Origin of the sequence: Thermococcus sp. (assembly GCF_027011145.1) — an archaeon.
Taxonomy (GTDB): Archaea; Methanobacteriota_B; Thermococci; order Thermococcales; family Thermococcaceae; genus Thermococcus.
In genome coordinates this window covers 76056-90382 of record NZ_JALVAO010000068.1, presented here as the reverse complement: position 1 = coordinate 90382, position 14327 = coordinate 76056, and the positions used below count along the sequence as shown (strand labels likewise).

Genomic DNA, 14327 nt, shown 5'->3' with positions numbered 1-14327 from the left:
TTAAACGTTTGGCCGAAAAGTTAAATAGGCGTTCACCCAAGTTAAGCCCGGTGACGAGGGAGTGGAAGAATGGGACGAGGTTGAAGTTCCAAAGAACGTCAAGGATATTTTTGTTGAGATGAAGAATACCGCTGAGCTCATGATTGATTTGGCCTACTCGGCGGTTCTCTTCAGGGAAAAGGAGATGGCCGAGGAAGTCTTGGAGCTTGAGGAATACTTGGACATACTCAACTACAACCTCACAGTCAGGGCAGTTTTGGCAGCGAGGAACATGAAGGAGGCGGAACAGATAACTTCAATCCTCCAGATGGCAAGGTCGATAGACGACATCTCCAACGCCGCTGGTGATTTGGCAAAGATGGTTCTTGAGGAAAAGCTTCACCCCCTGATTACGGAGGTAATCCTTGAGAGCGAGGAAACGATAGGCAAAATCGTCGTCTCCCCGGAGTCAATCCTCGTGGGCAAGACCCTTGAGGAGCTCGACCTGGCAACGAACACAGGAGTCAGAATAATAGCAATAAGGCGCGGAAAGCGCTGGATTTTCGACCCGGACGAGGACACGAAGATATTCCCCAACGACATCCTCATCGGCAGGGGAACGAGAACGGCCCTTGATTACCTGAAGGAGATAGCGAGGGGGAACATCAAGGTGATGCCCAATGAGTGAAGTTGAGGAGATTAGGAACTGCCTCGTCGAGATGAAGGATTTGTCGGCGTTGATGATTGACCTGGCCTTCTCATCGGTCATGTACAACAGCGAGGACATAGCGGAGGAAGTATATCTACTTGAGGAGAAGATGGACGACCTGACTTTGAAGGTCAAGAAGCTAACCCTCCGCCTCGCAAAGAAGGAGGAAGACCCCGAAAGCTTGTTGAGCATCATAGATTTGGCGGACATCAACGAGCGCATAAGTGACGCAGCCTACGGCATAGCCGACATAATACTCCGCGACATCGAGCCCCACCCAATAATCCAGAAGATAATGGAGGACACAGAAGAGGAGCTCGGCAGGGTCACCGTTAGGCCCGGCTCGGTTCTCATCGGGAAGACACTGGAACAGCTTAAACTACCAAGCAAGATTGGAACGAGGATTCTGGCCATAAAGCGCGGTGAGAGGTACATATACAACCCCGGAAGGAAGGACACCATCGAAGAAGGCGACGTTCTAATAGCGGTGAGCTCCGACATGGACAAGCTCAGGAAGCTGGCAGGGGAAGAAGTGGAGGAAGAGGAGTAACTACTTTAGATGCAAAACCTTTTTATTCTTTGAAGTTGTTTTAATTACATGCCCACGGAGGGGAGAAAAGCATTTATCATTGTTATTGCGGTTGTAACTATAACAGCCTACTCTCTCTCGCTGATTCATGAAAACCCATTTGTTACGAGTTCTTTCACTCAAAATGTGACTTTAAAGCCCGTTCTCTTTGAAATTAATGGAAATGTTCTTTCCTCCGTCCTTGGAAACTGGACCCTCATTGGAACAATGCAGAGGGAATACAGCGGAAGATACATTGAAGTGTCCACCACTCTTGAGTCAAAGGCTATTAAAACGGTCGATGGCAGGGAGGTTCTTGTTGATGGCCTCCTCGGAGTCAAAGTCCGTTCAAAATCCAGGTCAGTGGAAGTAACGAGGGTCACCGTCGACATGCTGGCCGGAAAAAACATCTGGCTTGGCGATTTTCTTCCCGATGAGTATACCGGCTTTGTATATTTCAAAGCTACTGAGGGTCCCTATGCAGTGAAACCTTCCTGCCCCGGCACTGACCCCAACAAAGAGGCCTGCATGGAGGCAATTCTTCAAAGGTACAACTGGGGCGGAAAACTTGTCTTCTACACCTGGCCCGACTTCAACGTTGATGGTAACCCTCCCCACTACTCAGGTAATGTGACGTTCCGCGTGATAATCGAGTACCTCGTCAGAAAAGGCACCTTCACGGCCGAAAAAATGAAAACAACAGTTAAGGTTCCAGTCGAGCTGAGATTCCGCGGAATGAACTCCGACCGGTAGCTACTTTATATCTTCATCTTTTACCAGCCCCTTAGCGTAGGGACAGAGTTCCCTGAGGGGACATTCATTGCACTTCGGTTTTATCGGCTTGCACACAGTTCTACCGTGGTCAACCATCGCGTGGTTCACGTAAATCCACTTGTCCTTTGGAACCAGCTCCTTTAGATACTCCTCAACCTTCTCCGGCGGAACCCTCGGCGGGGCCAGGCCAAGGCGCTTGCTTATCCTGTTGACGTGGGTGTCAACAGGTATGGCCTGCTTCCCAAAGCCATACGCCAGAACGATGTTGGCGCACTTCCTCCCTATGCCCGGCAACTTCATGAGCTCGTGTATGTCGTCGGGCACCTTTCCCTTGTACTTCTCGAGGATTATCCGGGAAGCTTTGACAATCCACTCACCCTTGGTCTTCCATAGGCCAACGCCCTGTTTTCTCAGGAATTCCTGCATCTCCTCTACCGGCGTTGAGGCTATCGTCTCGATGTCACGGTATTTTTTGAAGAGTTCCTCCCAGACCCGGTAGGTAACCTCATCCCTCATCCGCTGGGAAATTATGCAGTGGATTAAAGTCCTGTAAGGGTCTCCTATGAGAAGTTTCTCCCTCGGATAGGTTTTCATGAGGAGTTCAACTATTTTCCCGGCGCGTTTCTTTTTCTCCTCCCAGCTTTCGTCGAAGGTAAAGGCGCTAAGGTCTAATGATTTTGATTCCCGAGCCATGGATTACCACCACCGAATCTTCGGTTACCCTAATTCCTTTAAGGGGCTTGAATTCCTCGCTATAAACCTTTTGTCCGTCCTTTGAGAGGACAACAACCTCGTTTCCGAGGACCACAACAAAACCCTTCCCGAAGGTTATAACGTCTTCAACTTCCTTCTCGAACTCCACGTTAACCACATCAAGGTCCCTCGTCGAGAATTCTATCCTCGTGGAATTCGTAACCCTGAGTGGGGACGGCTCGGCAAGTAAAACCTTGAACCTTAGGGGCTCCCCAATAATCTCAACAACGACTTCCTCACCGGTTTTCACTTCTTTCCCAAGGAGCTTGCTCTTTATTACCTCGGTGAAGTCGGGTGTTAGCTCTGCCTCAAAGAGTGGCTTGAGAACGAGCCTCATGATATCACCCGGTAAACACTTATCCGTTCAGAAGAAAAAGCTTAGTGCCAAAAATCTTTTAAACGATATGTCGTTCGATATATAAGGTGATCCTATGGAGAAGCCCTACGTCAAGGGAGCCCTCAAACTCATAATCCTCGACCTGCTGAAGAATCCAAACCACGGCTACGGCATAATGGCGGAAGTCGAGAGACTGTACGGGGTCAAGCTGAGCGCCGGAACTGTTTACCCAATTCTCTCATCACTGAAGAGAAGCGGTCTCATTAAGGTGGTGGAAACCGGCGAGAGGGACAGAAAGACATACCAAATAACCGAGAGGGGTATCGAGTATCTGAAGAAAAACGAGAAGGAACTTGAGGACATAAAAAGGAAGCTCCTCGCGTACAAGGCATTTCTGGAACTCGGGGGAGAAGAACTCAAGGAGGCTTTCAAGGAGCTGTTCAAGAACATCAACAGCCTGAACGAAGCCCAGAGGAAAGAGCTGGAAAGCACGTTCCGTGAGTGTGCCCGCAAAATAAAACTCCTTCTTCTCGGTGAGAGGGTATGAGCGTCCCCGACTGGAAGGAGTACTACGAGAAGATGAAAGAAACGGCCCCTCTGGTGATACACTACCCGATATGCGGCGGCGGTGATGAGTGCATCTACGTTTGTCCATTCAGCGACAAAATCTGGGAAGTAGTGCCGATGAAGGTGAGCCTCTTTGGGGTCAGGTACAAAGTTCGCCTCAGGCCCTTCATGGCGCACCCCGAAAACTGCAGAAAGTGCTACATCTGCGTCCAGGCATGTCCCACCGGGGCCCTTAGACCCGTTGAGAACCCCGTTAAGCACCCGGCCATAACCCTAATCTACAACACGCTAAAACTTCCCTTCAAGAAGAGGTACGGCCTGAAGTTCGTGTTCAGAAAGGAGCACGGCGAGAGGTTCAAGCGCAACAACTGGCCCGAGAAATACGGGGTGGTCTGATGGACGCAATAATAGTTGAGAATCTCGTCAAGCGCTACGGGGACTTTGAAGCCGTTCGGGGAGTGAGCTTCCGGGTCAAGAAGGGAGAAGTCTTCGCGTTCCTCGGGCCGAACGGTGCCGGAAAAACAACGACGGTTCACGTCCTGACAACCCTATTAAGGCCTACCTCCGGGAAAGCGGTCGTTGCCGGCCACGACGTTGTTGAAGAACCTGAGGAAGTCAGAAAGAGAATAGGAATCGTGTTCCAGGAGCCAAGCGTTGACAGGGAACTAACGGCGTGGGAGAACCTTCTCATTCACGGCATGATATACGGTCTAAGCAGGGAGGAGATAAGGGACAGGGGCAGGGAACTCCTCCAGTTTGTTGAGCTCTGGGAGTTCAGAGATAGACCCCTTAAGTTCTTTTCTGGGGGAATGCAGAGGCGCTTTGAGATAGCGCGCTCCCTTCTCCACGAGCCGGAGGTTCTTTTCCTCGACGAGCCGACGATAGGCCTCGACCCCCAGACGAGAGCGCACATCTGGGACTATATACGGACCATGAAGCGGGAAAAGGGGGTCACGATATTTCTGACGACGCATTACATGGACGAGGCGGAACTGCTTGCAGACAGAATAGCGATAATAGACAGGGGAAGGATAATTGCGGAGGGCACTGCCGAGGAGCTGAAGCGCCTCGTGGGAAACGATGTGATTTATCTGAGGTTCGAGGAAAGGGCCAAATGCATTGAGGCCGAATTCGTGAAGGGTTGCAGGGTTCTCCCGGACGGAAGGGTCCGTCTCGATGTGGACAACGCCGCAGAGGCTTTACCCAAGCTCTTCGAGGTATCTAAGGAGATGAACCTCAAGATAACCGAGGTAACCTACCACAGGCCCACACTCAATGACGTTTTCCTGCACCTGACCGGGAGGGAAATCAGGGATGGGGAGGAAAATCCCCTCAAAGGTATCATGAGGAGATGGGGGCGTCTGAGGTGAGGAGGGTCTTTCTCACAATGGTATACCGCGAGCTGAAGAGGTTCTCCCGCTCCCGGGCAAGGGTCATTGGGAGTGTAATCAACCCTCTAATCTGGCTGATTTTCTTCGGCAAGGGCTGGTCTGGGGTCTTCAACAACCCCCTGGCAACTCAGCTCTTCGGTGGCGTTGACTACATGACCTACCTCGTGCCGGGGATTATAGCGATGACGGTCTTCAACATGAGCTTTATGCAGGGGATAACCTTAATCTGGGATAAGCAGTTCGGTTTCCTCAAGGAGATTCTCGTCGCTCCAGCGAGCAGGACGGAGGCAATAGCGGGGAGGATAACTGGAGGGGCGATTGTCGCAATGCTCCAAGGGGTCATAATCCTTACCCTGAGCTTCGCCCTTGCAAAGCTAAAGCTCACCGGGATTTTACCCTCGCTGGGACTGGGCTTTCTCCTGGGTATTGCCACCGCAGGCATGGGAGTGGCCATAGCCCTCAGGATGAACAGTATGGAGGGCTTCCAGATGGTCATAATGATGCTCATGCTCCCAATGACGTTCCTCAGCGGTGCCTTCTATCCGGTTAGCACAATGCCCAATTGGATGCAGTGGCTGGCGAAGTTCAACCCCCTGACGTATGCGGTGGACGGAACGCGATATTATCTGGCCGGTGTTGAGCCAACATTCGGCATGGCAACCGACTGGCTGGTTTTGGGAGCTCTCGCGCTGGTCTTCTCAGGAATGGCAGCACTCGGATTCAGGAGGGCCACCCTCGACTGAGGAAACGTTTATTTCTTTTTGAAAATCTCGTAGCTTACTCTAAAGGCTTCAAGCACAGGAAGCTTTTCTCCAGCGAAGAAACTCAGCATTGCCCCTCCCCCGGTGGAGATATGGCTTATGCCCGTTATGTTGTACCGGTAAATGCTCGCTATCGAGTGACCACCACCAACTACGCTGAAGGCTTCGCTCTCGCTTATGGCCCTGAAGACGCCAACCGTTCCCACTGCAAACTCCTCCCTTTCAAAGACACCCATCGGGCCGTTGGCGACGATTATCTTCGCTTTCATGAGAATTTCGCGGTATTTCTCAACGGTTCGGGAGCCTATGTCGAGGATTGGATAATGATCAAAGAGCCACTTCTCGTCACTGAGGAGGTCAACCTCAACGCGCTCTCCATTTCTATCGATTGCAAAATCCACGGGTGTTCTCACGTAGGGGTAGAACTCATCAAGGATTCTCTCTGCCCAGTCAACAAGCTCCAGAAGGCCTCTCTTTTCCATGAACTCAAGGTTTGCATCGCCGAGGTTGAAGCCCTTTGCAAGCGTAAAGACGTGACCAACGAGACCGCCGGTGAGAATCATGTCGGCCTTTTCATTTCTCAGGACGTTCTCGGCAACGCGAAGGGAATCATCGACCTTGGCACCGCCGAGCACGTAAACCCTTGGCTTTTCATCGCTCTCGTATGCCCTGCTGAGTGCGTTAATTTCCTTCTCCATGAGATGGCCCATAACCATTGGTTTTAGCCTCGCGAAGCCAACGAGCGATGGCTGGCTCCTGTGAGCCGTTGCAAAGGCGTCGTTGACGACGTAGTCTATGAGCGGGGCGAGCTTCCTAACAAAAAACGTTTTCTCGCAATCCTCAATGGGCTTGTAAAAAACTTCCTCTGCTGAGAAGCGAAGGTTTTCAAGCATCAGAACCTCGCCGGGCTTCAACGACCTTATTCTATCCCTTGCGAGCTTTCCGAAGATGTCCTCGACGTACTCAATCTCCTGGCCGAGGAGCTCCGACAGTATTTCCGCGTGTTGCTCCGTCGTTATGTAGTCGCCCTTGTAGGGCCTGCTCTGGTGGGTTCCGATTACGACCTTAGCACCGTCTTCAACGAGGTGCTTTACCGTCGGTAGAACAGCCCTAAAGCGCGCGTCGCTCGTAATCTTACCGTTCTCAACTGGAGAGTTCAAATCAACCCTGAGAAACACGGTCTTGTTGTGAAAGTTGAAGTCCGTGAGCCTGAACATTGTATCACCGGGAAAGTGTTAAATATTAGCATTAATAAAGCTTGTTTGGACACTATCGGTGGATCCTAGGGCGAAGTACCTTATTATAGGGATTCGTATTTCCCCGGAAGGTGAAGAACATGAACTGGACGGCCCAACTCGTGAGAAAGCTCCCACGTGAGAAGCTCATTGAATATATCATTGAAGTTCTAAGCAGAATGGGCTTCAAAAACTACGAGCGGGTCAGCGATAGAAATAGATGGGGCATTGATATAGTTGCAATAAGAGAGGACCCCATCGCTGGAATGGAGAAGCTGATAATAAAAGTCCACTCAGATTCTCTTGCTTCATCAAAGGACATAAACGTCTTCGGCGATCTCCTCGACAAATATAAGGCCGACAGGGGAATAATAATCGCGCCAATAGGCTTCACAAAGGACGCGAGAAGTACCGTTGCCAAGGAATACCGCGGAAGGATAGTGATGTGGGACGCCGACAAGCTTGCCGTTACCTTCTCCAACTACGGCATAGAGGCCCCTAAGATTGAGGAGGCTGAAAAGAAGGAAGAAGAAAAGAGCCCCCTCGAGGAGTTTGAACTGGATGCACCCCTTCTCTACGAGTTCTCTCCTGATGAAATAACCAACCTCATAGCGAAGAAGGCCAGTGCTGAATATCCAGTCAAGCCCTCTGAAATCCGGATAAAATCAATGAAGGTCATTCTCACGAGTGCGTACATCCTCTCGTGGAGCGTTGATGAGAGGAACGAGCGCGACAAGGCCGTTGTGTTCTCAAAGGAGAAGGTTATCCCCAAGGCCCTCTCGAGTGGGCTGGCAACCCCGGTTAAAAAGGCCCTTCTCAACGACACATCAAAAATAAAGGCCACGGAGAGGGAGATAATAAACCCCATAAGCCCCAGCGAATCCGTGGTAATCCTGAAGGAAAGGCTGGCGAAAGAACTCGGCGTTACGGAAGGCCAGGTCAGGATACAGGACAGAAAAAAGGTCTACGTTCCGGAAAGCGTTGAGGTCGAGCTCCAAATCGGCGAAAACGAGGGGAAAGCCAGGGTCAATCCCGTAACTGGCGAAGTTGAATTCGAAATGGAGCCCCTCCCTGAGGAGCACTTTGAGGAAACCGTCAGGGAACTCGTGAAAAAACGCACGGGGGAAGAACCTGTCGAAATAGAGCTCACCAAGGAAGGCTGGAAGGTAAAAGTGACCGGCAAAACGGAACGTTTTGTCTTTGAGTTCAAGTTCAACGCCTACACTGGAAAACCCCTAGTAGCTGAGACCCTTCTAACCGACGAGGCCCTGAAGGAGCTCCTGTCGAAAGAATACCCCGATGGCGAAATCCTGAGTCTTGAAAAGGGCAAGAAGATTGCAGTGGCTGACATAAAACTGAGGGACGGCATAGTGGTCGTTGAGGTGAACCTTGAGAATGGAACCCTGAAGGAAGTCAGGAAACTCCCCTCACCGGAAGAAGCCCTGGAGAACGCAAGAAAAATCATAGAGGAGAACTTCCCGCTGAGGAACCTCTGGCTAACCGAATGCCGGGTGATTGAACACAAGTTTCTCGAGCTCGAGCTTGAAGGCGAAGGTGGAAGGGCCGTTGTCAAGGTGGACGGGGCAACGAGGGATGTCCTGGACTACGTCGTCGAGATAAGCCCTGAAAAGGCCAGGGAAATCGTGAAGGAAAAATATCCCGATTTTGAAGTGAAAGAATTGGAGGAGGAAGAGGCCTCCTACGTCGTTACCGCCGAGAACGAGAGGCACCTCGTGAAGGTCAGGGTCAGCAAGGACGGAAAGCTCGTTGAGGAAATCGACAGAGCACTGCGTGAGAACGTTGCCAGGGACATAGCCCTTGAGAAAATAAAGGAAATAGACGAGACGGCCGAGTTAAAGTCCCTGAGACTTGAGAAGGACTGGATTGCCGAGTTCCAGGGTGGAACGAAGGTGGGGACGCTGGTTCTTGACAGGAAGACAGGAGAAGTTAAGGAAACGGACGTTCGTTTCACCGAGGTTGCCCTTGAGAACAGATTCCACGAGCACGTAAGGAAGATTTACGGCGAAACCGAGCTGAGAACTGAGAGGCTAACCCACTACAAGGAGCAGAACTATGTTCACATAAAGGTCGCAGGGAGGGAGCACTTCTACTATGCCAGAATCGACACGAGAACAGGGAAGATAATAAGCGAGGACAGAGCCCCAATGAAGGGCCTGACTGCGAAACTCAAACAGCTCCAGCTGGAGAGCAAGTACAAGTGACTACGTCATTAGCATGTTCTCTATCATCTTTATTGCTTCCACTATCTTCTTCTCGGGTTTGTCCTCGTTGCGCGGTATCTCGAGGTTTATTACCAGCCTCTCCTCCTTTCCGTCGTCGAAGTCGTAAATTTCGAGCTCTTCAACCTCCACGTCCTCAAAGATGCTCTCGAGTTCCGGGCTGAGGATTTTGCCCTCATTACCGTAGACCTCTACGCGGACCACTTCATCGGTGGTTGAAGCGACGACGACTATCTCGTAGGGGCCGACCTTCTTGACGAAGCGGAGGACGCTTCCGTAGCCTTCAACGGCCTCCTTGAAGCCGAGCTGGAGCATGGTCGAGCGTATCGCCTCGGTTTTGCTCCTAATCCTGTTCAGAATCCTCTCGCGGAGCTTGTAACTCTCTTCGAGGGCCTTCTTTATACCCTCTCCGGCTTTCTCAACGGGCCCCTCCCATATACCGATGACCTTTATACCAGATGAGGTCGGCTTGAGCTCTATCTTAAGGGAATCAACGTCAAAGTCTCTCAAATCCTCAATCTTAAGCTCGCCGAGGGTGAGTATGTCGAACTCAATCCTCACGACGTTGCCAAAGGCTTTACCCTTGAACTTCACCCTCCCATCACCAAAGGACGCTCAGGCCAACGGTTTAAAAACCCTTCTATTCTTCTGGATATCCAGCTAATGTTTCGAATATCCTTCAAAAAATCTCGGAAAAAACTTTACTAAAAGGAAGTAAATGTAAATAGAACCAAAAAATATTTGGAGCTAAAAAGCCCAATCAGAATATCAGCGGTGCTCTATACTCGCCCCAGACCTCTCTCAGGACGTCTGTAACTTCGCCGAGCGTCGCCAAATGCCTGTGGGCCCCGATGATGTAGGGCATAAGGTTTTCATCCTCGGTCTCGGCCGCGTTCCTAAGTTTATCAAGTGATTCTTCTACCTTTTTGCTATCTCTTACTGAGCGGAGTTTCTTGAGCCTCTCAATCTGCTTGTCCCTGATGCTCGGGTCGACCTTGAGTATCTCAACCTCAATCGGCTCGTCGGTCTGGAACTTGTTGACGCCGACGATTATCCTCTTACCCTCCTCGATTTCCTTCTGGTACTTATAGGCTGCATCGGCTATCTCCTTCTGAATGTAACCGCGCTCGATTGCCCTCATCATTCCGCCCATCTTCTGAATCTTCTCGATATACTTTAGCGCCTCCTCGTAGATGTGGTCGGTGAGCCACTCGATGTAATAGGCACCGCCGAGCGGGTCAACGGTGTCAACAACGCCACTCTCATAGGCTATAATCTGCTGGGTCCTTAGGGCTATCCTCACGCTCTTCTCCGTTGGAAGACTCAGCGCTTCATCGTAACTGTTGGTGTGCAAACTCTGCGTTCCTCCGAGGACAGCGGCGAGGGCCTGAATCGCAACCCTAACAATGTTGTTCTCGGGCTGCTGGGCGGTGAGCGTTGAGCCCGCTGTTTGGGTATGGAAGCGGAGCATCATCGAGCGCGGGTTCTTGGCATTGAACCACTCCTTCATGATGTAGGCCCAGAGCCTTCTGGCCGCTCTAAACTTTGCAATCTCCTCAAGGAAGTTGTTGTGGGCGTTGAAGAAGAAGCTCAGCCTTCCTGCAAACTTGTCAACGTCCATACCGCGGTCAATAACGGCCTTAACGTACTCGATACCGTCAGCGAGGGTGAAGGCAACCTCCTGGACGGCGTTTGCTCCCGCTTCGCGGATGTGGTAACCGCTTATGCTTATCGAGTTCCACTTCGGAATGTTCTCGGCACAGTACATTATGATATCAGTTGTAAGCCTCATGCTGGGCTGGGGCGGGAATATGTAGGTGCCACGTGCGATGTACTCCTTCAGAATGTCGTTTTGAACGGTTCCGCGGAGCTTGTCCTGAGTAACACCCTGCTTTTCGGCAACGAGAATGTACATCGCAAGAAGGTTTGCAGCTGTTGAGTTTATCGTCATGCTCGTGGAAACCTTGTCGAGAGGAATTCCGTCGAAGAGTATCTCCATGTCCCAGAGGGAATCAATCGCAACTCCCACCTTACCGACCTCGCCTTCCGCCATCGGGTGGTCGCTGTCGTAGCCGAGCTGGGTCGGTAAATCAAAGGCAACGCTCAGTCCTGTTTGGCCCTGACTGAGGAGGTATTTGTAGCGCTTGTTGCTCTCTTCCGCGGTCGCGTAACCGGCGTACTGCCTCATGGTCCAGAACCTGCCACGGTACATCGTGGCGTAAACGCCTCTCGTGAACGGATACTCGCCGGGAAAGCCGAGTTTTTCGAGATAATCCCAGTCCTCGCCGAGGTCAGCGGGAGTGTAGAGCCTCTTAATCTCGAAGCCGTCATCCGTCATGAACTTCTCCTTTCTCTCGGGCCTCTTCTCGATGAACTTTCTGACGGTGGTTTCCTCCCAGCGCTTCTCCTCCTCGCGAATCTTGGCGAGCTTTTCCTTATCGAATGTCATAATCAACCACCGCTTAGGGTAGGGTGGAGAACTATAAAAACCTTTTACATAGCTCAAGGTTCATTTTGGCATTGGATAAAAAGTCCAGTTTAAGGCAGAGGGCACTAGAAATGCATAAGAGTAGCCAATAAAATTTGATTAAGTTTTTGTTTCAAACTAATTCATAAAATATTTAAATTTAAAGTTTAAAATAGCAAACTCAAAAATATCACAATACTTACCGCCGGGGATGAGCTATGAAAAGAGAATTGAGTTTGCTTATTGCTATCTTTACTGTTCCCATGATAATAGCCCCAACGTTAGCAATGGGGTTTCCATATTGGGCCAAGACCTATAGCATAGCAGGAACAGCAATAATCAAAGACATAGCAATATCCCCGGGAGGATATATAATCGCAGTTGGTTACAGTAACTCAAGCGGAAGCAAAGATGCCTTCGTTATGAAACTTAACCAAACGGGTGACGTTATCTGGGCAAGAAGCTATGGAGGACCCTCAGACGACGGTGCAACGGCAGTAGGAATAACCCCAGATGGAGAGATTGTAGTGGCAGGATACACCAAAAGCTTCGGGAGCAACGGGGATGCTTGGGTTCTCAAGTTAAGCAACGACGATGGGAGGATAATATGGCAAAGAACATATGGAGGCAACAATTTAGACGGTATTACCGATTTGACGATAACACCTCAAGGTCGGATTATAGCTGTAGGGTACACGTGGAGTTTTGGCAGTGGTAGCTCAGACGTATGGGTGCTATTCTTAGATGAAGATGGTAACGTTCTGTGGCAGAAAACATACGGCGGTGGGGGCATAGATGTAGCAACGACTGTGGGGATAACCGAAAGCAACGATATAATTGTCGGTGGTTATACTGGCAGTTTTGGAAACGGAGACATGGACGCATGGATTCTAAGATTAACAGGAGATGGAAACATAGTGTGGCAAAAAACGTACGGAGGGAATAGATGGGATGACATTTCGACAGTTCTTCCCCTGGATTCAGGGGACGTTCTCATAGCAGGACGAACATACAGTTTTGGCAGTGGGAATGAAGATGGGTGGGTTGTTGAAATCAATGAAAATGGAGAGGTCATAGACTCTTGGGTATATGGGACCAAAAAATGGGACAGAATTCTTGGATTGGGTGTTCTAAATGAAAAAATTATCCTAGCAGGATATACCAGCAACTTCGGAGAAAACGGAAACTCCTGGATAGTCTTGCTTTCAAACTGGAGCGTAGATAGAGGCCTCATTCTCAGGAATGCCTACGTTTCTGCATTAATAATAGATAAAGATAAAGCATTCGGAGGGGGTCACATCGAGGAAGAGGGCGTAATCTTGTACGTTTCCCCGCAGGGCCTCATACTTAACTCCACCGGCATTGGTCTTGTTGGAAAACCCATTGAAATCCAAGCCAAGGATTCTAAGGCCAAGATAGACACACCTTCTGTCCAGGTGAAAAATTCCTTGGCCAACCCAGCAACATTGCATGTGAAAACCAAACTCATATACGCACCCTCTATCCTCAACATAGTCTCAAACCCTCCAAAGGCTCAAGTATATATAAACGGAAAGTACATTGGGGTTACACCCCTTAATATATCGCTACCATCAGGAACGTATGAAATTGGGATAACAAAAGAAAAATATGAGAGACTTAATACCACTGTTGTTTTATATCCCGGAGAGCAAAGAAGTCTCGTAGTGAACCTAACCCCTAACTACGGTTTCATTTCTGTATATTCAACACCATCAGGCGCCAAAGTTTACATTGATGACACCTACATCGGTAAAACACCCATCGAACACAAAGAAGTACAAACAGGACGTCACGAGATTGCCATTGAAAAAGAAGGGTATCAAAATTACACCAAGACAATCGAAATACTCCCGAATAAAACAATATTAGTTAATGCTACACTAAAAGCCATTGAAGGTGGATTGTATATCACATCAAACCCGTCTGAAGCAGATGTCTATATAAATGGCAGTTACCGCGGAAAGACGCCACTTTACTTAGTGATACCTGTTGGAAAGTACGGGGTGAAAGTGACAAAGGAGGGCTACGCTAACTACACAACTGAAGTCGAAGTAAAAGCATGGATAACAACAAGTATCAAAGTTAATCTTGAACCTCAGTATGCATATTTGTGGATAGAATCTCATCCAAGGGGAGCAAAAGTTTACATAGATGGCAAGCCGGTTGGAAAAACCCCATTAAAGAACTACAAACTTCTTTCAGGTAAGCATGTATTAAAACTCGCATTGGAAGGATACGTGCCATATGAAAAGGAAATACTCCTGAGGCCAAACGAGACTCTGAACATTACCCTAGATCTCAAACCAGAATTCACAGAAACTGGAACTCCAATCGAAAGTCCTTCAAGTACTGAAAAACCGACCACTCAGGTCTCAAACATTAACGCCAAGAATGGCAGTGCATATCTCTATCCAATTGGCGGTGGAGCCCTCTTACTGGTCTTGCTCGTTTTAAGGAAACTTAGGTAGTTTTCATAATCTTTTCTGTTTTTTCCAAACTCTCGAGAAGGACTGTTTAGTAGAATG

General features: G+C 49.6%; 14 protein-coding genes. 9 read left to right on the top strand and 5 right to left on the bottom strand.

Annotation, left to right across the window (positions count from 1 at the left end; all coding sequences use genetic code 11):
• Window positions 1-61: 61 nt before the first annotated feature.
• The 3 genes from MVG27_RS09615 to MVG27_RS09605 are packed head-to-tail and all read left to right on the top strand — an operon-like array spanning window position 62 to window position 2009.
• Complete coding sequence (locus tag MVG27_RS09615) at window positions 62-667, top strand: potassium channel family protein (protein WP_297468313.1); 606 nt, start codon at window positions 62-64, stop codon at window positions 665-667.
• On the top strand, window positions 660-1238 hold the full coding sequence (locus tag MVG27_RS09610) for a TrkA C-terminal domain-containing protein (protein ID WP_297550266.1): 579 nt from the start codon (window positions 660-662) through the stop codon (window positions 1236-1238). Before MVG27_RS09615 ends, MVG27_RS09610 begins: the two co-directional genes overlap by 8 nt.
• Window positions 1239-1286: 48 nt before the next feature.
• Window positions 1287-2009 carry a hypothetical protein gene (locus MVG27_RS09605; protein WP_297550263.1) on the top strand — a complete coding sequence of 241 codons (723 nt, stop codon included), beginning with the start codon at window positions 1287-1289 and terminating at the stop codon, window positions 2007-2009.
• Here MVG27_RS09605 and nth read toward each other — a convergent pair whose 3' ends face one another.
• Window positions 2010-2723, bottom strand: a complete 714-nt coding sequence (gene nth, locus MVG27_RS09600) for an endonuclease III (protein WP_297550261.1) — start codon at window positions 2721-2723, stop codon at window positions 2010-2012. It lies immediately after the preceding gene.
• Window positions 2692-3120 (bottom strand): ATPase, encoded by a 429-nt coding sequence (locus MVG27_RS09595; RefSeq protein WP_297556571.1) that lies wholly within the window; start codon window positions 3118-3120, stop codon window positions 2692-2694. Before MVG27_RS09595 ends, nth begins: the two co-directional genes overlap by 32 nt.
• A 94-nt stretch (window positions 3121-3214) precedes the next feature.
• Here MVG27_RS09595 and MVG27_RS09590 point away from each other — a divergent pair, with 94 nt between their 5' ends.
• The 4 genes from MVG27_RS09590 to MVG27_RS09575 are packed head-to-tail and all read left to right on the top strand — an operon-like array spanning window position 3215 to window position 5821.
• Entirely contained in the window at window positions 3215-3667 is a 453-nt protein-coding gene (locus MVG27_RS09590; RefSeq protein WP_297548071.1) for a PadR family transcriptional regulator, read from the top strand.
• Window positions 3664-4083: a ferredoxin family protein gene (locus MVG27_RS09585; RefSeq protein WP_297548073.1), complete on the top strand. Its 420-nt coding sequence runs from the start codon at window positions 3664-3666 to the stop codon at window positions 4081-4083. The genes MVG27_RS09590 and MVG27_RS09585 overlap by 4 nt, the downstream gene beginning before the upstream one ends.
• A complete protein-coding gene (locus tag MVG27_RS09580; protein WP_297548075.1) occupies window positions 4083-5057 on the top strand; it encodes an ATP-binding cassette domain-containing protein in 975 nt (324 codons plus the stop codon). Before MVG27_RS09585 ends, MVG27_RS09580 begins: the two co-directional genes overlap by 1 nt.
• On the top strand, window positions 5039-5821 hold the full coding sequence (locus MVG27_RS09575; RefSeq protein ID WP_297548078.1) for an ABC transporter permease: 783 nt from the start codon (window positions 5039-5041) through the stop codon (window positions 5819-5821). The genes MVG27_RS09580 and MVG27_RS09575 overlap by 19 nt, the downstream gene beginning before the upstream one ends.
• Window positions 5822-5829: 8 nt before the next feature.
• On the opposite strand, the gene MVG27_RS09570 is transcribed toward MVG27_RS09575, so the two are convergent.
• Entirely contained in the window at window positions 5830-7056 is a 1227-nt protein-coding gene (locus MVG27_RS09570; protein WP_297548080.1) for a phosphoglycerate kinase, read from the bottom strand.
• Between the two features lie 119 nt (window positions 7057-7175).
• Here MVG27_RS09570 and MVG27_RS09565 point away from each other — a divergent pair, with 119 nt between their 5' ends.
• Window positions 7176-9296 (top strand): restriction endonuclease, encoded by a 2121-nt coding sequence (locus MVG27_RS09565; protein ID WP_297548082.1) that lies wholly within the window; start codon window positions 7176-7178, stop codon window positions 9294-9296.
• Here MVG27_RS09565 and MVG27_RS09560 read toward each other — a convergent pair whose 3' ends face one another.
• Both MVG27_RS09560 and MVG27_RS09555 read right to left on the bottom strand, forming a co-directional pair.
• Window positions 9297-9908, bottom strand: coding sequence for a hypothetical protein (locus tag MVG27_RS09560; RefSeq protein ID WP_297065380.1), 612 nt, complete (start codon window positions 9906-9908; stop codon window positions 9297-9299).
• Between the two features lie 166 nt (window positions 9909-10074).
• Window positions 10075-11763, bottom strand: a complete 1689-nt coding sequence (locus MVG27_RS09555; protein WP_297548084.1) for a methylmalonyl-CoA mutase family protein — start codon at window positions 11761-11763, stop codon at window positions 10075-10077.
• 236 nt (window positions 11764-11999) lie between these two features.
• Between MVG27_RS09555 and MVG27_RS09550 the strand changes: the two genes are divergently transcribed.
• Window positions 12000-14270: a PEGA domain-containing protein gene (locus MVG27_RS09550; RefSeq protein ID WP_297548086.1), complete on the top strand. Its 2271-nt coding sequence runs from the start codon at window positions 12000-12002 to the stop codon at window positions 14268-14270.
• Window positions 14271-14327: the final 57 nt, after the last annotated feature.

Excerpts from the sequence above, each read along its gene's own strand:
- MVG27_RS09610 (WP_297550266.1), top strand. The coding sequence starts at position 660 with ATGAGTGAAGTTGAGGAGATTAGGAACTGCCTCGTCGAGATGAAGGAT.
- MVG27_RS09605 (WP_297550263.1), top strand. The coding sequence starts at position 1,287 with ATGCCCACGGAGGGGAGAAAAGCATTTATCATTGTTATTGCGGTTGTA.
- nth (WP_297550261.1), bottom strand. The coding sequence starts at position 2,723 with ATGGCTCGGGAATCAAAATCATTAGACCTTAGCGCCTTTACCTTCGAC.
- MVG27_RS09595 (WP_297556571.1), bottom strand. The coding sequence starts at position 3,120 with ATGAGGCTCGTTCTCAAGCCACTCTTTGAGGCAGAGCTAACACCCGAC.
- MVG27_RS09590 (WP_297548071.1), top strand. The coding sequence starts at position 3,215 with ATGGAGAAGCCCTACGTCAAGGGAGCCCTCAAACTCATAATCCTCGAC.
- MVG27_RS09585 (WP_297548073.1), top strand. The coding sequence starts at position 3,664 with ATGAGCGTCCCCGACTGGAAGGAGTACTACGAGAAGATGAAAGAAACG.
- MVG27_RS09580 (WP_297548075.1), top strand. The coding sequence starts at position 4,083 with ATGGACGCAATAATAGTTGAGAATCTCGTCAAGCGCTACGGGGACTTT.
- MVG27_RS09575 (WP_297548078.1), top strand. The coding sequence starts at position 5,039 with ATGGGGGCGTCTGAGGTGAGGAGGGTCTTTCTCACAATGGTATACCGC.
- MVG27_RS09570 (WP_297548080.1), bottom strand. The coding sequence starts at position 7,056 with ATGTTCAGGCTCACGGACTTCAACTTTCACAACAAGACCGTGTTTCTC.
- MVG27_RS09565 (WP_297548082.1), top strand. The coding sequence starts at position 7,176 with ATGAACTGGACGGCCCAACTCGTGAGAAAGCTCCCACGTGAGAAGCTC.
- MVG27_RS09555 (WP_297548084.1), bottom strand. The coding sequence starts at position 11,763 with ATGACATTCGATAAGGAAAAGCTCGCCAAGATTCGCGAGGAGGAGAAG.
- MVG27_RS09550 (WP_297548086.1), top strand. The coding sequence starts at position 12,000 with ATGAAAAGAGAATTGAGTTTGCTTATTGCTATCTTTACTGTTCCCATG.